The organism is Luteibacter sp. E-22 (genome assembly GCF_049913125.1).
Classification (GTDB): Bacteria; Pseudomonadota; Gammaproteobacteria; order Xanthomonadales; family Rhodanobacteraceae; genus Luteibacter.
In genome coordinates this window covers 3,788,439-3,808,446 of sequence record NZ_CP183975.1, presented here as the reverse complement: position 1 = coordinate 3,808,446, position 20,008 = coordinate 3,788,439, and the positions used below count along the sequence as shown (strand labels likewise).

20 protein-coding genes are annotated in these 20,008 nt (G+C 65.5%); 9 read left to right on the top strand and 11 right to left on the bottom strand.

From position 1 onward, the window contains the following. From ACN9M2_RS17000 to ACN9M2_RS16980, 5 genes are all read right to left on the bottom strand, one after another. Positions 1-417, bottom strand: a complete 417-nt coding sequence (locus ACN9M2_RS17000) for a hypothetical protein (RefSeq protein WP_426285803.1) — start codon at positions 415-417, stop codon at positions 1-3. Further along, positions 414-1,241 (bottom strand): endonuclease/exonuclease/phosphatase family protein, encoded by an 828-nt coding sequence (locus ACN9M2_RS16995; RefSeq protein ID WP_426285802.1) that lies wholly within the window; start codon positions 1,239-1,241, stop codon positions 414-416. Before ACN9M2_RS16995 ends, ACN9M2_RS17000 begins: the two co-directional genes overlap by 4 nt. Before the next feature lie 82 nt (positions 1,242-1,323). Then, positions 1,324-1,971 carry a thiol:disulfide interchange protein DsbA/DsbL gene (locus ACN9M2_RS16990; protein ID WP_426285801.1) on the bottom strand — a complete coding sequence of 216 codons (648 nt, stop codon included), beginning with the start codon at positions 1,969-1,971 and terminating at the stop codon, positions 1,324-1,326. A gap of 30 nt (positions 1,972-2,001) precedes the next feature. Continuing rightward, positions 2,002-2,880 carry a thiol:disulfide interchange protein DsbA/DsbL gene (locus ACN9M2_RS16985; RefSeq protein ID WP_426285800.1) on the bottom strand — a complete coding sequence of 293 codons (879 nt, stop codon included), beginning with the start codon at positions 2,878-2,880 and terminating at the stop codon, positions 2,002-2,004. Positions 2,881-2,961: 81 nt separating this feature from the next. Further along, entirely contained in the window at positions 2,962-3,732 is a 771-nt protein-coding gene (locus ACN9M2_RS16980; RefSeq protein WP_426285799.1) for a c-type cytochrome, read from the bottom strand. Positions 3,733-3,904: 172 nt separating this feature from the next. On the opposite strand from ACN9M2_RS16980, the gene yihA reads away from it, so the two are divergent. After that, positions 3,905-4,549 (top strand): ribosome biogenesis GTP-binding protein YihA/YsxC, encoded by a 645-nt coding sequence (yihA, locus tag ACN9M2_RS16975; RefSeq protein WP_371022435.1) that lies wholly within the window; start codon positions 3,905-3,907, stop codon positions 4,547-4,549. A gap of 12 nt (positions 4,550-4,561) precedes the next feature. Here yihA and ACN9M2_RS16970 read toward each other — a convergent pair whose 3' ends face one another. Further along, positions 4,562-5,050, bottom strand: a complete 489-nt coding sequence (locus ACN9M2_RS16970) for a GAF domain-containing protein (protein ID WP_426285798.1) — start codon at positions 5,048-5,050, stop codon at positions 4,562-4,564. 74 nt (positions 5,051-5,124) lie between these two features. On the opposite strand from ACN9M2_RS16970, the gene bioD reads away from it, so the two are divergent. The 3 genes from bioD to dcp all read left to right on the top strand — a co-directional run bounded on the left by bioD (position 5,125) and on the right by dcp (position 8,459). Next, on the top strand, positions 5,125-5,796 hold the full coding sequence (gene bioD, locus ACN9M2_RS16965) for a dethiobiotin synthase (protein ID WP_426285797.1): 672 nt from the start codon (positions 5,125-5,127) through the stop codon (positions 5,794-5,796). A gap of 37 nt (positions 5,797-5,833) precedes the next feature. Next, a complete protein-coding gene (locus ACN9M2_RS16960; RefSeq protein WP_426285796.1) occupies positions 5,834-6,169 on the top strand; it encodes a hypothetical protein in 336 nt (111 codons plus the stop codon). A gap of 109 nt (positions 6,170-6,278) precedes the next feature. Further along, entirely contained in the window at positions 6,279-8,459 is a 2,181-nt protein-coding gene (gene dcp, locus ACN9M2_RS16955) for a peptidyl-dipeptidase Dcp (protein WP_426285795.1), read from the top strand. A gap of 47 nt (positions 8,460-8,506) precedes the next feature. Here dcp and ACN9M2_RS16950 read toward each other — a convergent pair whose 3' ends face one another. The 4 genes from ACN9M2_RS16950 to putA form a co-directional block, all read right to left on the bottom strand. After that, on the bottom strand, positions 8,507-9,454 hold the full coding sequence (locus ACN9M2_RS16950; protein ID WP_426285794.1) for a hypothetical protein: 948 nt from the start codon (positions 9,452-9,454) through the stop codon (positions 8,507-8,509). A 118-nt stretch (positions 9,455-9,572) separates the two neighbouring features. Then, entirely contained in the window at positions 9,573-10,094 is a 522-nt protein-coding gene (locus tag ACN9M2_RS16945) for a hypothetical protein (RefSeq protein ID WP_426285793.1), read from the bottom strand. Positions 10,095-10,262: 168 nt separating this feature from the next. Further along, positions 10,263-10,721 (bottom strand): DUF2599 domain-containing protein, encoded by a 459-nt coding sequence (locus tag ACN9M2_RS16940; protein ID WP_426285792.1) that lies wholly within the window; start codon positions 10,719-10,721, stop codon positions 10,263-10,265. Between the two features lie 194 nt (positions 10,722-10,915). Further along, the gene (gene putA, locus ACN9M2_RS16935) at positions 10,916-14,077 is read right to left on the bottom strand and encodes a bifunctional proline dehydrogenase/L-glutamate gamma-semialdehyde dehydrogenase PutA (protein WP_426285791.1); all 3,162 of its coding nucleotides are present in this window, start codon (positions 14,075-14,077) and stop codon (positions 10,916-10,918) included. Positions 14,078-14,248: 171 nt separating this feature from the next. Between putA and ACN9M2_RS16930 the strand changes: the two genes are divergently transcribed. Genes ACN9M2_RS16930 through ACN9M2_RS16910 form a run of 5 tightly spaced genes read left to right on the top strand, consistent with a single transcriptional unit; the run spans position 14,249 to position 18,353 of the window. Then, positions 14,249-14,731: a DUF2244 domain-containing protein gene (locus ACN9M2_RS16930; protein ID WP_426285790.1), complete on the top strand. Its 483-nt coding sequence runs from the start codon at positions 14,249-14,251 to the stop codon at positions 14,729-14,731. A 20-nt stretch (positions 14,732-14,751) separates the two neighbouring features. Beyond that, entirely contained in the window at positions 14,752-15,651 is a 900-nt protein-coding gene (coxB, locus tag ACN9M2_RS16925; protein ID WP_426285789.1) for a cytochrome c oxidase subunit II, read from the top strand. Positions 15,652-15,684: 33 nt separating this feature from the next. Continuing rightward, positions 15,685-17,298: a cytochrome c oxidase subunit I gene (gene ctaD / locus ACN9M2_RS16920; protein ID WP_306849197.1), complete on the top strand. Its 1,614-nt coding sequence runs from the start codon at positions 15,685-15,687 to the stop codon at positions 17,296-17,298. Positions 17,299-17,301: 3 nt separating this feature from the next. Further along, positions 17,302-17,427, top strand: coding sequence for a hypothetical protein (locus ACN9M2_RS16915; RefSeq protein WP_426285788.1), 126 nt, complete (start codon positions 17,302-17,304; stop codon positions 17,425-17,427). Between the two features lie 35 nt (positions 17,428-17,462). After that, positions 17,463-18,353, top strand: a complete 891-nt coding sequence (locus ACN9M2_RS16910; protein WP_426285787.1) for a cytochrome c oxidase subunit 3 — start codon at positions 17,463-17,465, stop codon at positions 18,351-18,353. Positions 18,354-18,360: 7 nt separating this feature from the next. Here the strand turns inward: ACN9M2_RS16910 and ilvA are convergent, their stop codons facing one another. Continuing rightward, on the bottom strand, positions 18,361-19,896 hold the full coding sequence (gene ilvA, locus ACN9M2_RS16905) for a threonine ammonia-lyase, biosynthetic (protein WP_426285786.1): 1,536 nt from the start codon (positions 19,894-19,896) through the stop codon (positions 18,361-18,363). Between the last annotated feature and the right edge of the window lie 112 nt (positions 19,897-20,008).

Genomic DNA, 20,008 nt, shown 5'->3' with positions numbered 1-20,008 from the left:
TCAGCGGCGAGGGGTGCTCGCCATGACCTGGTCCGCTGCCGCGGAATCGCCGACAGGGTCGGCTCCTGCCTGGACGCGCACCAGCCGTAGCGAGCCGATCAGCAGCGCGAGCGCGCCGCCCTCGTAGCAATACAACTGCAACGCGATGACGCCCAGCGAGGCGGCTAGCACGGCGCTGAAGGTGTTTCGCCAGAACACGGCGACCAGGGCCGCCAGCACGGCGGCATAGCCGTAGCCGTAGCCGAGGAAGCCTTGCACGATGACATTGCGCGGCCCGCACCACCACGGGCCATCCTTGGCATCGCATGCATGCCCAAGGTCGGATGGCTCGATGAATCCGTAGCGCACCACCCCGGCCACGAGGGCGACAGCGACGATGATGGCCCAGGGCAGGGCGATGCGAAGGCTCGATTTCATGGTGTTCCTGTCTGGATCAATGACGCCGCACCGGACGCCTGGGCGAGGGCGATCGGCAGGCGGATCTCGGCGGCCAGTGGCAGATGATCGGAGAAGGCGCGCGGCAAGGTCCACGTGCGCTCAAGCTTGATGTCCGCCGAGGTGAGGATGTGGTCGAGGGCGCGCCGGGGTTTCCAGCTGGGGAAGGTCGGGGTCGCCACCGAGGGCGGTTGCAGCGCGGTCTTGTCGAAGAGATGACGCATCTCGAGGCTGGCCGGTTCGGTGTTGAGGTCGCCCATCAGCACCGCATGCGGATACGGTGCGAGCAGTTCCGCGATGAAAGCGAGCTGGCCCAGGCGCGCCGCGGCGCCGAGCGAGAGATGCGCGATGACCACCACCAGCGAATCGGGCCCGTGGCCAAAACGGACGAAGAGCGCGCCGCGACCCTTGATCCGGCCCGGCAGGGGATAGTCGATGACCTCGCTGGGCTCGATACGGCTCAGCAGGCCGTTGGCCGAATGCGCCACGCGTGCCATCGGCCGGTTCGGCTGATGACTCCAGTAGGGCATGCCGGCCGCTTCGGCGATGTACCGTGTCTGGTTGAGGAAACCCGAACGCAGGCTGCCGGCGTCGGCCTCCTGCAGGCCCACCACGTCGAACTCGTGAAGCAACTCCGCCAGTGAATCCAGGTTCGCCAGTTTCGTCCGGCCGGGTAGCACGGCGTTGACGCTGCGGGTGAAGTAATCGCTGTAACGCTGCACGCTCGCGCCGGCGAGGATGTTGCAGCTCAACAGGCGCAGCGTGCGCTCGGGAGCGGGCGGGGGATTCGGCGTGGCGCGGGTCATGATGCGGCGTTGGGTCTCGACTGGCCGGGAGGCCAGAGGATGCCCTCCGCCGTGTGAACGGAGGGCATCGATGGGGAAGGGCTTACTTGCCGCCCTTCAATTCCTTGTCGACCAGGAACGTCGCGACGCCGTTGAGCTCGTCGAAGTCCTTGATCTGCGCGCTGCGGTACTTGCCGTCCACGACGATGGTCGGCGTGCCGTCGATGCCCCATGCCTGGATCAGCTTGGTGTCGGCGAGGATGCGGTCGCGCGTTTCACCACTGTTGGCGGCGGCGAGGAACTTCGCCTTGTCCACGCCATGCTGGGCATACCAGTCGGCGAGTTCGTCGAGCGTGCGCAGCGGGTAATGCTCTTCGTGGATGGCCTTGAACAGCGCGGCATGCGTCGCAGGCAGGGCGTTGAGCTTCTTCGCCGCGTAATAGGCCTGTGCATACGGCAGCCAGGCGTCGTTGAACGCCGCGGGGATGGCATGGAACACCACGCCCTTGGGCAGTTCCTTCTGCAACTGCTCGGCCTTCGGTTCGTAATGCGCGCAATGGATGCAGCCGTACGAGAACACCTCGACGACCTCCACCTTGCCGTTCTTCGGATCGAGGCGTTGCGGCGCGCCGGTGGCCACGTACTGCGTGCCCTCGGTATAGGCCGGGGTGGACGCGTTGTCGGCGGGGCGCGCGCTGCAGGCCGCGGTCATGGCCAGGCCGACGAAGAGGAGCGAAAGACGCTTGAACATGGATGTCTCCGGAGTGGGTCGAGTGCGCGGTTACTTGCCCGCGGCTTCCTTGCTGACGAGCCACTGGGTGAGCTCGACCGCCTGCGGATAGCCGCCTGCGGTGATCGGGGTCAGCCGGTACTTGCCGTTGACGACGATCGTCGGCGTGCTATCGACCTCGTAGGCACGGATCAGTTCATCGGCTCGCTTCATCTTGGTGTTGATGGTGAAGGAGTTGGCCGTGGCGACGAATTCGTCGGGCTTGACGCCGTACTTGACGTAGAACTTGGCCACGTCGTCGATGGTCGGCCATGCCGACTGGGCCTTCGGCTTGCCGGACTGCTGGTCCATGATGCCGAGTTCGCCGCTCTTGAACACGGCGTCGAAGAAGGCGTCGTGGCTCTGCTTGTCGACACCGAAGGCCTGCGCGGTGAGGTAGGCGCGCTGCAGCAGCGGCCAGTTCTCATCCGGGCGGAACGAGGCGGGGGTATAGGTCATGACCGTGCCCTTGGGCAGGCTCTTGGCCAGCTCGTCCACCACGCCGTGGAACTGGAAACAGGCGGGGCAGCCGTACGAGAACACCTCGGTGACCTCGATCTTGCCGGGCGTGCTGGTCGGCTGGACCGGATCGATACGGAAGTAATGCTTGCCTTCCACCCACTTGCCGTCGTCGACGAACGGCTTCGCGGCGGGGCGGTTGTCGTCGGCGGCGCTCGCGACCGGCGCGGGTGCAGGTGCGGCGCTGCCGCTGGCGGCCGGCGCGGCCGTCGTCGCGGGCGCGGGCGTAGCCGCTGCCGTGGAGGGCGATGCCGGCGTCGTCGCCGCCGGAGCCGCGGTCGAGGCGGCGGGCGGTGCCGTGGCGCTGTCGTTGTTGCCCGAACCGCAGGCGGCGAGGCCGATCAGGGCGGCGCAGAGGAGGGGAAGGCGCATACGCATGTGGGGTCCTTTTCTTACCTTCTTAAACAGGAACGGGCCCGAAGGGGCCCGTCCGATCTTCCAACTTTAACGCCATCAGGGCGTCGCGGGTGCGGCGGCCGTCGGTTCGTTCGTGTGCAGGCCTTCGATGTAGCTGGCCACGGCCGCGATGTCCTTGTCGTCGAGCTTCTGCGCGATCGAGACCATGATCTTGGTGTGCGGGCCATCGTTCGGCGTGCCACCGTCGTGCCAGCCCTTCAGGCGCGCCTCGACGTACTTCGCATGCTGGCTGGTGAGCTGCGGATAGTGCGCTCCCGGGTTGCCGCGGCCGTCGGGGCCGTGGCACGCCATGCAGGCAGGGACGCCGCGATCGACGTCGCCCTGGCGGTAGAGCGTCTGGCCCTGTTCGACCAGCGCCTGGTCGGCCACGCCCGGCAGGGACGCCTTGCCGGCGAAGTAGGCGCCGATGTCGTGCATGTCCTGCTCGGACAACGGTTGAGCGAAGCCGACCATGATCGGGTTCATGCGCTTGCCCGACTTGAAGTCCGCCAGCTGCGCGGCGATGTACTGCTCGCTCTGGCCGGCAAGGCGCGGGTACTGCGGATCGGTCGAGTTGCCGTCGATACCGTGGCAGGCACCGCAAGCGGCCGCCTTGCCCTGGCCGGCCGTGGCATCGCCAGGCTTCAGCGCGGCGGCGGTTTCGGCCTTGGGCATGCCCGGGGTGGCCGGGTCGGCGGCCGGCTTGGCGGCGGCCGTGGCGGCCGGAGCCGGTGCGCTGGCCGGCTTGGCGGGAGTTGCGGTCTGGCCCGCGGCTGCATGCATGACGAGCAACGCGGTGATGGCAGCGGCGGCGTGCCGAAACTTCATAAGTCTCTCCAAGGGGAACTTTCCGGACCGGGACGCGTACCCTGCCGCGTCTCAACCAAAAGATTATGGGGGGCGCGGGAGAGCCCGGTCAAACCGCGTCGCGCGCGCCGCCGCGCCCGATCGCATACACTGCCGGGCCTTCGTTTCCTCGTGCCCCTCCGGCCACTTATCCATGTCCTCCAATCCCCTCAATGGCGCCCGCTTCGTGCTGGCCGCCCACGAAATCACCCAGCTCCCCTACGACCAGGGCGCCGAAGTGGCCTTCGCGGGACGCTCCAATGCGGGCAAGTCGAGCGCATTGAACGCGCTGACCGGGCACAACGGCCTGGCCAGGACCTCGAAGACGCCCGGACGCACGCAGTTGATGGTCGTGTTCGACCTGCCGCCGTTGAAGAGGGAGGGCGCCGCGCCGGTCGATGCCCGCCTGGTCGACCTGCCTGGCTACGGCTACGCCAAGGTGCCCGAGGCGATGCGCCAGCACTGGCGCGGCGAGATCGATGCCTATCTGAAGATGCGCCGCAGCCTGCGTGGCATCGTCCTGATCGTGGACATCCGCCACGAGTTGAAGGATTTCGACCGGACGATGCTCGATTTCTGCGCGGCTACCGAGCTGCCTTGCCACGTGTTGCTGACCAAGGCCGACAAGCTCTCGCGTGGGCAGGCATCGGCCGCGCTGGAGGCATTGCGCAAGGACTTCCGTGCGAACGGCGTGCCCGGCACGGCACAGGTTTTTTCCTCCACCGCGAAGACCGGCGTGGAAGAAGCGCGCGCCCGGGTGATGGAACTGCTGGCGACACCGCGACCGCACGAACTCTGAGGCGTAACGCGCCTAGGCCAGCGTCGCCATGAAGGCGGCGCACAACGCTTCCATGCCCTTGCGATCCTCGTCGTCGAAGCGCGCGACCGACGGGCTGTCGACGTCCCACACGCCGAACAGGCTGCCGTCGGCCTTCACCAGGGGCACGACGATCTCTGAATTCGATGCCGCGTCGCAGGCGATGTGGCCCTCGAACTCGTGCACGTCGCGAATCACCTGTGTTTCCCGCGTCCGCGCGGCCGTACCGCAGACACCGCGGCCCAGGGCGATGCGAATGCAGGCGGGTTTTCCCTGGAATGGCCCGACGACCAGTTCCGTGCCGTCGAACAGGTAGAAGCCGGCCCAGTTGAGGTCGGGCACGGCGTCGTAGACGAGCGCGGCGAAGTTGGCGGCATTGGCGATCGTGTTCGGCTCGCCATGCATCAGGCCCTCGGCCTGCTGGACCAGTTCGGCGTACAGGGCGGCCTTGTCGTCGGTGGCGATGGCCTTGGTTTCGAACATGGCGGTTCCTGGAGCGATTCGTGGACGAAGCGGTGTATGGTGCCACGTCCCATGTTCCGCAAGGCTGTTGCACGATGTCGCGCCATATCTTCGTCGCCGGTACCGACACAGGTATCGGCAAGACGCACGCCGCCCAGGCCCTCGTCCACGCCTTCCGCAGGGTGGGTGAGCGCGTAGCGGGCATGAAACCCGTGGCCAGCGGTTCCGCGCGAGGCCCGGAAGGCATGCGCAACCAGGATGCCCTCGACTTGCAGGCCGCCAGCGCACCGCCTCCCGCCTACGAACGGGTCAACCCCGTGGCGCTGGAAGAAGCTGTCGCGCCGCACCTGGCCGCCATGCGCGCCGGGCGTGCCATCGACTGGCCGCCGCTCGATGCCGCCTTCCAGTCGCTGACGCGTGACTATGACCGCGTCGTGGTCGAAGGCGTGGGTGGCTGGATGGTGCCGCTGGCAACAGGCATGTCGACTGAAGACATCCCTTCACGCTGGGGCCTGCCCGTGGTGCTGGTGGTCGGTGTGCGCCTGGGTTGCATCAGCCATGCGCGCCTCACGGCACGGGCCATCCAGGCCGACGGTCGTCGGCTGGCGGGATGGATCGCCAATGTGATCGAGCCGACGATGCCCCTGCTGGAGGAAAACATCCAGACGTTGCGCGACTATCTGCCGGCACCCTGCCTGGGTGTGTTGCCCTACCGCGTGGCGCCTGCCGATGCGGCCGTTCTCCTCGACCTCGGTCCGTTGGGCTGACGGCACCTTCACGCGTTTCATCCTAACTAGTCGGGTCATGACCACCTACTATCTTTCCGTCAAGGACATGAGCAAGGCGAAGGGCCCGGACCCGGAGCTTTCCTTCGAAGGCATCGGCCCGGAGAAACTGGCCTCCGACATCGCCGATGCGATGCGCAGCGACAACCTGTTCCAGCGCTGGCGCGCCAAGCAGCCGGAGCCGGACGAGGTCGATCCGGGCCTCGGGGTGACGGATGCTTCCGCCTCCGCCACGGGCGAACTCTCGAACGACCGCACCGACGTCAAGCTGACCACCTCGTTGCCCATGAGGATCGTGAAGCACCGCCTGAACCTCCTGATCGGATCGAGCTGGGAGCTTCGCGACACCCGGTAAGACATCGCCGACCCTGTCGGCGATAGAACGCCCTGACGGATGGCGGTTGTTCCGGATACGCCACCACGGCTAGAGTCGGTCACTTTCACCGTCAGGGGATACCTCGACCATGCTCAAGGTCCGCACACTCGTGATCGCCACTTCGATCGCTCTCACCGCCGCTTGTTCGTCGTCCAACGAGGCCGACAAGGCCGCCGCGCCCGCTTCGCCGGGAAGCGCGCCCGCGCCCACGACGACCGCGGCGTCCACCGCGCACGAGAACCCGTTGCTGACCCAGAGTTCGCTGCCGTTCCAGGCACCGCCGTTCGACAAGATCGTGGATGCGGATTTCCAGCCGGCGCTGGAAGAAGGCATGAAGCAGCAGCTGGCCGAGGTCGAGGCGATCGCCAACGCGCCCGGGGAGCCCACGTTCGAGAACACCATCGTCGCCCTGGAGAAAACGGGCGTCCTGCTCAAGCGCGTCGAGAACGTGTTCAGCACGCTTACCGGTGCCAACACCAACGACACCTTGCAGAAGGTCGAGGAAGAGGAGTCGCCGAAGCTCGCCGCGCACAGCGATGCGATCTACCTCAACGACAAGCTGTTCAAGCGGGTGGAAGCGCTCTACGAGAAGCGTGCTTCGCTGAACCTCGATCCGGAATCCGCCCGTCTCCTCCAGGTGACCTACGACGATTTCGTTCATGAGGGCGCGAAGCTTTCCGAAGCGGACAAGGACAAGCTCAAGGAGTTGAACAAGGAAGAGTCGACGCTCAGCACGAAATTCACCAACCAGCTGCTGGCCGCGACCAAGGCCGCCGCCCTGGTGGCCGACGACAGGAAGGCGCTCGACGGCATGTCCGATGCCGACATCGAAGCCGCGGCGGCGGCCGCCAAGGATCGCCAACTCGACGGCAAGTTCGTGGTGACCTTGCAGAACACGACACAGCAGCCGGCGTTGCAGGCGATGAACGACCGGGCTACGCGCGAGAAATTGTTCAAGGCCTCGTGGGAACGTGCCGAGCACGGCGACGCCAACGACACGCGGCAGATCATCACGCGCATCGCGCAGTTGCGCGCCGATCGCGCGAAGCTGCTCGGGTTTCCGAACTACGCGGCATGGAAGCTCGACGACCAGATGGCGAAGACGCCTGAAGCCGCCGAGAAGTTCATGGAACGCCTGGCGCCCGCCGCCGTCGCCCGCGCGACGGCTGAATCGAAGGATATCCAGCAAGTGATCGACCAGGAGAAGGGCGGTTTCACGGTCCAGGCCTGGGATTGGGACCATTACGCCGAGAAGGTGCGCAAGGCCAGGTACGACCTGGACGAAGCGCAGATCAAGCCGTATTTCGAGCTCGACAACGTGCTGCAGAACGGCGTGTTCTACGCGGCCACCCAGCTCTACGGCATCACCTTCAAGGAGCGCAAGGACATTCCGGTGTGGCAGCCGGACGTGCGCGTGTTCGAGGTGTTCGACAAGGACGGTACCTCGATGGCGCTGTTCTATTGCGATTATTTCAAGCGCGACAACAAGAACGGCGGCGCGTGGATGAGCAACCTCGTCGACCAGTCGAAGCTGTTCGGTACCAAGCCGGTGGTGTACAACGTCGCCAACTTTACCAAGCCGGCCGCGGGCCAGCCGGCGCTGCTTTCGTTCGACGACGTGACCACGATGTTCCATGAGTTCGGTCACGCCTTGCATGGCCTGTTCGCCGATGCGCAATACCCGTCGCTTTCCGGCACCAGCACCGCGCGCGACTTCGTCGAGTTTCCCTCGCAGTTGAACGAACAGTGGGCATCCGATCCGCAGGTGTTCGCCCATTACGCGAAGCACTACCAGACCGGCGCGCCCATGCCGGCCGAGCTGGTGGAGAAGATCAAGAAGGCGCGCAGCTTCAACCAGGGTTACGCGATGAGCGAGTTGATCTCCGCCGCCCTGCTGGATATGCGCTGGCACATGCTGCCGCCTGGCGGCGCCAAGCAGGACGTGGACGCGTTCGAAGCCGACGCGCTGAAGCACGCGGGCTTCACGCTGCCGCAGGTGCCTCCCCGCTATCGCTCGAGCTACTTCCAGCACATCTGGGGCAATGGTTACGCTGCCGGCTACTACGCCTACCTGTGGACGCAGATGCTCGATTCCGATGCCTTCCAGTGGTTCAAGGAGCACGGCGGACTCACCCGCGAGAACGGTCAGGTCTTCCGCGACAAGATTCTTTCCCGGGGTAATACCGTCGAACTGGGCAAGCTCTACCGCGATTTCCGCGGCAAGGACCCGAGCATCGAGCCGATGCTCAAGGATCGCGGGTTGAAGTAAGTTCCGATCCACGTCGATATGAGAAAGGGCCCCGAGGGGCCCTTTCCTTATCTGGATCGAAGCATCACCTCGTCGATGCGCAGCTTTCCGCCCGTCCAGCGTATGCCCTGCAGGTTCGAACCTCTCGGAGCCGTGAACGACAGGCGTTGCGGCCCGCCCGCCGGATCGACGCGAATCGAGTGCAGTATGGTGAGATCGCCGGCGCCGAGGAACTCGATCGTGGCGGGCTCGCCCGACGGATCGGGTACGACGGTAAGATCGAAGGAGTTGCGCTCCGTGCGATACATCAGGACGGCATCGTTGCCCGTCGCCGCGGTGCTGCTCAGCACCTGTCCCGAGGTATTCCCATCGCTCGCGGGTGTGATTTCCAATCCGCTGGAATTGGCGAGGATCATGTAGTGATCCTGGTTGATCAAGCCCTGTAGCGGGCCCGAAGGGGTCTCATCGAAGTCGATCAGCGTACCGTCGGTAATGGGGGGCGAATGCATTTCGACGCCGTCGATGTACGCGCCGCGCTGCAATTGCAGTGAAAGCCTGTTGAAGACTTGCCCTTCCGGGACGCTCATGGTGAGCCGCTGCCGGTTGCCCGTCGTACCGTGCCGGAGTGCGAGCGACTGACGCTCCAGCTCATTGGTATAGAGGGTGGCGGTGGATGCGAGTGCCGGCGCGCCAGGTGGCAAGACGACGGTGAATGCCACGCTTCGCAGCGGTTTGTCGAACTGAATGTCGACCGAAGCGGTCCCGGCCCGTTCCACACCGCCTAATGCAAGACCGTAGGCGAGGTCGTCCGGCTGTTCGACGGGCTTGATGACAGCGGCACCGTCATGCATGGCCGCGATGCGGAAATGTTCGAGCTTGAGTTCGTCGCCCGGTTGAATGATGCCGGCACGGGCCTGGTCGAAGGTTTCGAGATCGACGCCGCGCGCAGACCATGCGGTGCCTGGAGCGAGTGCGATGAATGCCGGAACGATTGCGGATAGTAGATTGCGTTTCAATTCATTCCTCCCTGGAATGTCAGTGCGGCCTCAATGGCCGCGCGCAGCATAGCAGCGCGCGCAGAGGAGTACGGCTGACAAGGGCACGAATGCAAGTTGGGATTGTGCTTTACGCCGCTCAGGGCGACAGCGAGATCCTCGCGATTTGTATGAGCCCGCCACGCCATGCGATGCCTTGCAACTCGCACAGGGGATCGGCGTGGTATTCAATCGTCGTCCACAGGCTGCCGCGAGTGTCGCCACGACTGCCCCTTGGGCGCATGAGGTTGATGGCCTGCACTTCGTCGAAGCGCCGATGCTCGAGTAGCCCGATATGCACATCCCCCGTGTTACCCACGGTACGCAATGTGCAGCGCACGCGCCCGTACGCATGCCGGAAGATCAGGCGGCAGTCGTTCGAGGAACTACGCCGGCCGGTCAGTACGTTGCCGTCGTCGGATTGCTCGATGATCGCGTCGGCCTCGCCCGCGACGATCACGAGCGCGGGCAGCGCGAGCATCTCTCCCGCCCTGACGAGGCCGAGGTGTTCATCGCCGAAGTGCTGCTCGATCGCGCAAGGGCCAAGCACGCCTCCGTGGCCTTCGAGCAACGAACGCAGGCGAGGATCGTCCCATGAGTGGGTCTTTCCGCCTCGGTCCATCCGGCCGGCCGGGGCTCCCGGCAAAGCATTCCTTGAACCCGTCGATGACACGGGCGTGATCCGTAGTGGCAACGTCATGTCGCAACCCTCCTTGGTGAACCACTAGCTAAGCAAGGTGCTTGTGCACCTCGCAATACGCCTTATGGCGTAGGCGTGCCGGAGGGCCGGTCAATGATAGGGCTGATCGGGAATGGCTACCGACGGATTGCATTCGGCGGTTTCGGTATTCTCGAGCCCGACGTACGGACGGTCAGGCTCAAGGTTCCATGTCGGCTTGTCGGGGAAAAGTTTCACGTGGCATTCCAGCTGGTTCATCGACCCGAAGAGGTTGCTGGTAAGGCGTGGGTTGCTACCGAATTTCTCGATGGCCTCCAGGATCAGCGAATCGATCTCGGCACCGACGACCTTGCGCCCGCAGTCGGTCGGCGTGATCTCCAGCACGGGCCCGTATTCATCGAGGCTCCACACGCCATTCAAGATATACGGCGGTGGGCAGTCGCTGGTAGCGGGGCGCTTGACCCCGGCCTCGGCCTGCCTGGCGTCGTCATGCGTGCAGGCCGTTCCTGTGCCCAGGAAGGCAAGCGCGATGACGAGGATGCGGGCCGCATTCCATGTCCTGTTGTCCATGAGGATTCCTTTCCCTGGATGCTCGGAGTGAGCGGCCGTGATCGTAGCATTGGTGGCGCACCCGTTTCGGATCGTCGCGAAAGCCGTGTCTATTGCCGGACACGACCTTCGCCATCGCCTTGCCGAAACGGCTTAGCGATCCATGGCAGGACCGCGCCCTCATGGGCGCGGTCCTGGTAGCTTGCCAGCGTGTGTTATTCGCCGATCGTCAGCAGGGACGCGTTGCCGCCTGCGGCGGTGGTGTTGATGGTGAGCGTACGCTCACCGGCGAAGCGCAGGAGGTAATGCGGACCGCCTGCTTTGGGGCCGGTGCCCGACAGGCCCTCGCCGCCGAACGGCTGCACGCCGACCACCGCGCCGATCTGGTTGCGGTTGACGTAGCAGTTGCCCACGCGGGCGCGGCTCTGGATGTACTCGATCGTGTCGTCGATGCGGCTGTGGATGCCCAGCGTGAGGCCGAAGCCGGTGCCGTTGATCTGCTCGACGACTTTATCCAGCTCCGAACCCTTCCAGCGGATCACGTGCAGCACGGGGCCGAAGATCTCGCGGGTGAGCGTGGCCAGCGAAGGAATCTCATACGCGCGCGGGGCAAAGTACGTGCCGTGGGCGGCGGATTCCGGCAGGGCCACCTCGGCGATCTTCTTGGCCTCGCGATCCATGCGCGCGACATGGTCGACGAGGATCTGGCGAGCGTCCTCGTCGATCACCGGACCCACGTCGGTCGACAGCAGGCCCGGATCGCCGACCTTCAGTTCGGCCATCGCGCCGGAGAGCATCGCGATCACCCTGTCGGCGATGTCTTCCTGCACGAACAACACGCGAGCGGCGGAGCAACGCTGGCCGGCGGACTGGAAGGCCGAGGCGATGACATCCTTGACGATCTGCTCTGGCAGGGCCGATGAGTCGGCGATCATGGCGTTCTGGCCGCCGGTCTCGGCGACCAGGGCGGCGATCGGCGCGTTGCGCGCGGCCAGCGCGCGGTTGATCGCCCAGGCGGTTTCGGTCGAGCCGGTGAAGGCCACGCCGGCCACGCGAGGGTCGCGGGTGAGCGCGGCACCGACGGTGGCGCCGTCGCCGGGCAGGTATTGCAGGACATCGGCCGGCACGCCGGCCGCGTGCAGCAACTTCACCGCCGCGTAGCCGACCAGCGAGGTCTGTTCCGCCGGCTTGGCGATCACCGAATTGCCCGCGGCGAGCGCGGCGGCCACCTGGCCGAGGAAGATCGCCAGCGGGAAGTTCCACGGGCTGATGCACACGAACACGCCGCGGCCGTTGAGGAACAGCTGGTTGCTTTCGCCCGTGGGTCCCGGCAACTGCTCGGGCTGGCCGAACAGGCGACGCGCCATCGTGGCGTAGTAGCGCAGGAAATCGGCGGCCTCGCGGATCTCGGCGATGGCGTCGGGCAAGCTCTTGCCCGCTTCGCGCACGCACAGCGCGATGAACTCGGCGCGGTTGTGCTCCAGTTGCTCGGCGGCGTGTTCGAGGATGGCGGCGCGGCTCGCGGCCGGAAGGCGGTCCCAGCCCGGCTGCGCTTTCACGGCGGCGGACAGGGCCTGGTCGACCAGGGCCGGATCGGCGTTTTCGACGGTACCGATGATGCGGCGGCGATCCGACGGATCGGTGACTTCGACCTTCGCCCCGCCGCTGCCACCGCCGGCGACCAGGGGTGCCGCGGTCCAGGGGCCGCTGTGCTTGTTGACGGCGTCGGCGAGTTCGTTGAGCTCGTTGTCGTTAGCGAAGTTCATGCCCATGGAGTTCTTCCGAAGTTCACCGTAGAGATTGACCGGCAAGGGGATGCGGGGGTGGGGAATGGAGGCGAAGGCGCGCACCGTTTCGCACGGATCGGCGACGAGGTCGCGTACCGGCACGCTCTCGTCGACCACGCGATTGACGAAGCTGGTGTTGGCGCCGTTCTCGAGCAGACGGCGGACCAGGTAGGGAAGCAGGTCCTCATGGCTGCCGACCGGCGCGTAGACGCGACAGGGCACGTTGAGCTTGTCCTTGCCGATCACCTCGGCGTAGAGGTCGGCGCCCATGCCATGCAGGCGCTGGTTCTCGTACGGACGGCCCTGCGCGATGTGGTGGATCGCGGCGATGGTGTGCGCGTTGTGCGTGGCGAACTGCGGGTACACGGCGTCGCCACCGGCGGCAAACAGGCGCCGTGCGCAGGCGAGGTAGGAGACGTCGGTGTTCGGCTTGCGCGTGTAGACCGGGTACCCGGAGAGGCCGTTCTCCTGGGCGCGCTTGATCTCCGCGTCCCAGTAGGCGCCCTTCACCAGGCGCACGAACCAGCGGCGGCCGGTGGCGCGGGCCTTCTCGGTGACCCAGTCGATCACGAAGGGCGCGCGCTTCTGGTAGGCCTGGATGACGATGCCCAGGCCATTCCAGCCTTCGAGCGACGGATGCTCGAAGACATCGCCGATGATGTCGAGCGAGAGTTCGAGGCGATCGGTTTCCTCGGCATCCACCGATAGCGCGATGCCGTTCTTGAAGGCCAGCTGCGAGAGTTCGAGCAGCTTCGCGCCCAGTTCGGCGCGGGCACGGGCGCGGTTGGCCACCTCGTAGCGCGGGTGCAGCGCCGAGAGCTTCACCGAGATCGACGGGGCTTCCAGGTTGTTCGGGAACGGGCCGCGTGCGCCGAGCGCGTTGATCGCGTCGCGGTAGTCCTGCTGGTAGCGCTCCGCGGTGGCCTGGGTGAGCGCGGATTCGCCGAGCATGTCGTACGAATAGCGATAGACCGCGTGCTCCTTCTCGGCGGAGCGGTCGAGCGCTTCCTTGATGGTGCGGCCCATCACGAACTGGTGGCCCATGATCCGCATGGCCTGGCGCACCGCGAGGCGCACCACGGGCTCGCCCGCGCGGCCGACGAGGCGGCGCAGGGCGGAGCTGAAGTCGTGGCGGGTTTCCTCGGCGAGGTTCACCAGGTGGCCGGTGAGCATCAGGCCCCAGGTGGAGGCGTTGACGAACAGCGACTCGCTGCGGCCCAGGTGCTTCTTCCAGTCCGCCTCGCCCAGCTTGTCGCGGATGAGCTTGTCGGCCGTGGCCTTATCGGGAATGCGCAGCAGCGCCTCGGCGACGCACATCAGCAGCACGCCTTCCTCGGAGGAAAGGTCGTACTGGCGCATGAAAGACTCGACCGCGCTCTGGTCCTTGGCCCGCGCGCGGACGCGCGTGACCAGGCCCGCGGCGACGTCGATCACGTGCTCGCGCTCGGTCGGGGGCAGGGTGGCCTGGGCCAGCAGGTCGTTGACGGCCTCGGTTTCGTCGCGCAGCCAGGCGGCCGTGATGCGCGCACGCGCCGGCTCGGCGCCGGTCGGGAGTTCGGAACGAAGGATGGTGGGATTCACTTGAGGCATTGGGGGCGGGGGAGACCGCCCATTGTAGGGTTCCCGGCCCTTCGTGTGTTATTGCGGTGCGGTGCGCCGGGGCGTCCGCGCATGCCGGGTGCGACAACGCGCCGTCTTCCAACCTTGCCGCTTCCTGACTAGCGCCCTATCATCCCAACGTTCCAGGCACGCCGGGTCCCCATGATCGTGCTTCGACCGACCGTCGCGGGTCAGCCGCGCGTGTTGTGGCTCAGGCCCAACCGTGCGTTGGACAAGCGCGGTCTGCGTCGACTGATCATCGGCCTGGCGGCGATGGCCCTGGCGACGGCGTCACTCGGTGCGTGGCAGGGGAATGTGTTCGCTCCCGTGTTCGCCCTGGTGGAGGCCTTCGTCGTGGGGTTCGCGCTTGGCGCGGCCTGGCGGGCCGGCGGCAGGGGTGAACGTATCGCGATAGGGCCGGATATGCTGGAGGTTCGTGCCGTGCCGGGACACCGGACGGTCCGGTTCCAGACGTACTGGTTGAAGGTAGGGCTGGCACCGGGAGACGGGCGAAAGCGTCTGTTGCTCACGTCGCACGGCAACGAGCTGGAAATCGGCGCCTTCCTTGGGGAAGAGGAAAGGGTCGAGGCGTCAAGGAAACTCATGGTGCTGCTGTCCGAAGTTTCCGGCCAGAGGCGCAGGTAGGTTCAACAAAGGTGCAAGACATGACATCTGGCGGCATCGGACGATCGGTATCGGCGTGGGCGGCGGGCGCCTTCGCGCTGTTCGGAGGGACGGCCTGGGCCAACCCGGAACCGAACCAGCTGAACATGACCAAGGGCGCCGCGGAATGGTCGCCCTACGCCATGCACATGGTGGCCCTGTGGGTCTGCGTGGTCATCGGCATCGTCGTCTTCGGCGCCATGTTCGTGGCCATGTTCCGCTTCCGTAAGTCGCGCGGCGCCGTGGCCGAGAAGTGGTCGCACAGCACCAAGCTCGAAGTGGTCTGGACCGTCGTCCCGGTCATCATCCTGATCTTCCTGGCCCACCTGGCCACCGGTGGCCTCACCTCGTTCGCCGACACCACCAACGCCGAGATGACCATCAAGGTCACCGGTTACCAGTGGAAGTGGCGCTACGACTACGTGGACTACAAGGGCAAGGGCGTCGACCAGGTCGGCTTCATGTCGAAGCTGGAAGAGACCTCCGACCGTACCCGCCAGCTCAAGTCCAACCTCGATCCGGACAAGATCCAGGTCGACGGCTACCAGACCTACCTGTTGGACGTGGACAAGCCCCTCGTGGTCCCGGTCGGCACCAAGATCCGCTTCATCATCGTCGGCGGCGACGTCATCCACTCCTGGTGGGTGCCGGCGCTGGGCTGGAAGATGGACGCGATCCCGGGCATCGCCAACGCGGCCTGGACCAAGATCAAGGAGCCCGGTGTCTACCGCGGCCAGTGCGCCGAACTTTGCGGCCAGGACCACGGCTTCATGCCGATCGTGGTCAAGGCCGTACCCAAGGCCGAATTCGAACAGTGGCTGGCGACGCAGGAAGACGAGGCCAAGGTACGCAAGGCCGCGCAGACCGCCCAGAACGCTCCCGCCCCGGCCCCCCAGGGTTAACCCGCTTACGTTTTAAGGTAGAGGTGCAAGGCCATGGCGCACGCAGCCACCCACGACCACCACGATCACCATGGAGCCCCGAAGGGGTTCTTCCAGCGATGGGTGATGTCCACGAACCACAAGGACATCGGTACGCTGTACCTGATCTTCTCGCTGACGATGTTCTTCATCGGCGGCGCTTTCGCGATGGTTATCCGCGCGGAACTGTTCAAGCCGGGCATGCAGCTCGTGCAGCCGTATTTCTTCAACGAAATGACGACGATGCACGCGCTGGTGATGATCTTCGGCGCGATCATGCCCTCGTTCGTGGGCCTGGCGAACTGGATGATCCCGCTCATGGTCGGCGCGCCCGACATGGCGCTGCCGCGCATGAACAACCTGTCCTTCTGGATCATGCCGTTCGCGTTCATCCTGTTGCTGTCGACGCTGTTCATGCCGGGCGGCGGCCCCGCCGGCGGCTGGACGATGTACCCGCCGCTGTCCTTGCAGGGTGAGTCCATCGCGTACACCATCTTCGCCGTCCACCTCATGGGCATCAGCTCGATCATGGGCGCGATCAACATCATCGCGACCATCCTCAACATGCGCGCCCCGGGCATGGACCTGCTGAAGATGCCCGTGTTCGTGTGGAGCTGGCTCATCACGGCGTTCCTGCTGATCGCGGTGATGCCGGTGCTCGCCGGCGCGGTCACCATGCTGCTGACCGACAAGTATTTCCACACCAACTTCTTCAATGCCGCCGGCGGCGGCGACCCGGTGCTGTTCCAGCACATCTTCTGGTTCTTCGGGCATCCCGAGGTCTACATCATGATCCTGCCCGCGTTCGGGATCATCTCGGAGATCATTCCCACCTTCGCCCGCAAGCCGATCTTCGGCTATCGCGCGATGGTGTTCGCCATCGCCTCCATCGCCTTCCTCTCGTTCATCGTCTGGGCGCACCACATGTTCGCCGTGGGCCTGCCGATGGGCGCGGAGATCTTCTTCATGTACGCGACGATGCTGATCGCGGTGCCGACGGGCGTGAAGGTCTTCAACTGGGTCTCCACGATGTGGGGCGGCTCGATGACCTTCGAGACGCCGATGCTGTTCTCGATCGCCTTCGTGATCCTGTTCACCATCGGCGGCTTCTCGGGCCTGATGCTCGCCCTGGCCCCGGCCGACTTCCAGTACCACGACACCTACTTCGTCGTGGCCCACTTCCACTACGTGCTGGTGACCGGCGCCGCCTTCTCGATCATGGCCGCCGCGTATTACTGGATTCCGAAGTGGTCGGGCAACATGTACAGCGAGACCTGGGGCAAGATCCACTTCTGGTCCAGCGTGATCTCGGTCAACGTGCTGTTCTTCCCGCAGCACTTCCTGGGACTTGCCGGCATGCCCCGCCGCATTCCCGACTACAACGTGGCCTTCGCCAACTTCAACATGATCAGCTCGATCGGCGGCTTCTGGTTCGGCGCCTCGCAGCTGATCTTCCTGGGCGTGGTCATCCATTGCGTGTTCTTCTCCAAGAAGAAGGCCGCCGACCGCTCGTGGGAAGGCGCCAAGGGCCTGGAATGGACCGTGCCGTCGCCGGCGCCGTTCCACACCTTCGACGTGCCGCCGGTCATCCACGACGACGAGCTCGCCCACGGCAACACGGAACACTGATCGATGCAGGACATCACGGACGTCGAGATCGGGGCGCGCCGCAAGCGCGCCCGCCGTACGGCACTCATCGCAGGCGGTTTCGCGGTGGCGGTGTTCCTGCTCTCGATCGTGCAGATGCTGAAGGTCTGACCGGCTAAAACAAGCGATATCCACGGGAAACCACCATGGGTCACCAGCAACAAGACGTCTATTTCGTACCGAGCAAGAGCTACTGGCCGATCGTGGCAGCGGTTTCCATGTTCGTCACCGTGTTCGGTGCCGCGCACTGGCTGAACGCGCAGCCCGGCGAGGGTGGCTTCGGCAAGCCGCTGTTCTGGGTCGGCATCGCCATGATCCTGGGCATGTTCTTCGGCTGGTTCCGTTCGGTGATCAACGAATCGCTGGCCGGCAACTACAACGGCCAGGTGGACCGCTCGTTCCGCATGGGCATGATGTGGTTCATCTTCTCCGAAGTGATGTTCTTCGGTGCCTTCTTCGGCGCGCTGTTCTACGCTCGCCTCTTCGCGGTGCCCTGGCTGGGTGGCGAGGGCCACGGCGTGCTCACTCACCAGTTCGTCTGGCAGGGCTATGAAGCCGCGTGGGGCGCCAGCGGTGGCGGCGGTCCGGAGAAGATCGGCGGCTCGTTCCAGACCATTCCGGCATGGGGCCTGCCCCTGCTCAATACGCTGATCCTGCTGTCGTCCGGCGTGACCATCACCATCGCGCACCACGCGCTGAAGGCGGGCCACCGTAAGGCGCTGCTGATCGGCCTCGGCGCCACCGTGCTGCTGGGCTGCCTGTTCCTGTGGTTCCAGGCGCACGAATATGCGGAAGCCTACGAGCACTTCAACCTCACGCTTGGCAGCGGTGTCTACGGCGCCACGTTCTTCATGCTCACCGGGTTCCACGGCATGCACGTGACCCTCGGCACGATCATGCTGGCGATCATCTGGGTGCGCTGCGCGAAGGGCCACTTCTCCAAGGACGACCACTTCGGCTTCGAAGCGGTCGCGTGGTACTGGCATTTCGTCGACGTGGTCTGGCTGGCGCTGTTCCTCTTCGTCTACGTGCTCTGACCGGCGTTCAACGAAGAAACAGGCGATAGGCCGGGTTGGCGGTTTCCTCGCGATAGGGGTAGCCGAGCCGGTCGAGGAACCGGGTCAGCGCGGCATCGTCCGCGCCGGCCTGGATGCCGACCAGGGTGGAACTGCAGTCGGCGCCCTGATTCCGGTAATGGAACAGGCTGATGTTCCATTCCGGCGACATCGAGCGGAGAAAGCGCATCAGCGCGCCGGGGCGTTCGGGGAACTCGAAGCGGAATAGCCGTTCGCCTTGCGCATCCGTCGAGCGACCGCCGACCATGTGTCGGATGTGCTGGGTCGCGAGTTCGTCGCCGCCCAGGTTGACGACGGAGAAACCGGCGGCCTCGAAGGTCGCGGCCAGGGGTGCTTCTTCGGCCCTGTCGTCGATCTGCAAGCCCACGAAGATCCGTGCCTTGTCGTCCGTTCCCAGGCGATAGTTGAACTCGGTGACGTTGCGCTCGCCCACCAGTTCGCAGAAGTGCAGGAAACTGCCGCGCTCCTCGGGGATGCTGACGGCGAAGATGGCTTCGCGCGATTCACCCACGGCGGCGCGTTCGGCGATGAAGCGAATGCGATCGATGTTGAGGTTGGCACCCGAAGTGATCGCCACCAGCGTGAACCGCCGCGCCCCGGCTTGCGATGCATATCGGCGCGCTCCCGCCACGGCCAGCGCGCCTGCCGGCTCGACGAAACGCCGCGTGTCCTTGTAGATGTCCTTGATGGCCAGGCAGACTTCGTCGGTATCGACGAGGATCACCTCGTCCAGGTAATCCCTGCACAACCGGAACGTCTCCTCGCCGACGAGCTTCACGGCTGTTCCATCGGAAAACAGGCCGACCTCCGGCAGTTCGACACGACGGCCCGCCTCGATCGATCGTGCCATCGCGCAGGAATCGTGCGTCTGCACGCCGATCACCCGGATATCCGGACGTACCATCTTCACGTAGGTCGCGACGCCGGCGGCGAGGCTGCCGCCGCCGATGGGCACGAAGATGGCGTCGATCCTGCCCTGATGCTGGCTGAGGATCTCCATGGCCACGGTACCTTGTCCCGCGATCACGTCCGGATCGTCGAAGGCGGGGATGAAGGTCATGCCCCGTTCGCGCTGGAGCGCCAATGCGTGCGCGAACGCTTCGTTGTACGACTCGCCGGCTTCCACGACCTCGACCGTCGGGCCACCGAAGCGGCGGGTGGCATCCACCTTGACGCGCGGAGCGGTCTGCGGCACGACGATGACCGCGGGTGCGCCCAATTGCGCTGCCGACCAGGCGACACCTTGCGCGTGATTACCCGCCGAGGCGGTGATGATCCCGCGTGCCAATACGTCGGCGGGAAGGCCGCTGATGCGGTTGTACGCACCGCGCAACTTGAACGACGACACCGGCTGGGTGTCTTCGCGCTTCAGCAGGATGTCGTGGCCCAGCTGCTCGGAAAGTACGGTGGCGTGCTGCAGTTCGGTACGCCGCGCGACGTCGTAGACACGCGCGTTGAGGATGCGACGGAGGTAATCGGTGGCGTCTGGGGCAGGGGCTTGCATCGAAACGTGTCTCCGGTCGAGCGGTGGGCCGGAGGCGGCTATGAAAAACCCGCCTCTGGGGGCGGGTTGTCGGTCACCTTGCGCGCGTGATTCAACCCACCATCGATGCGAT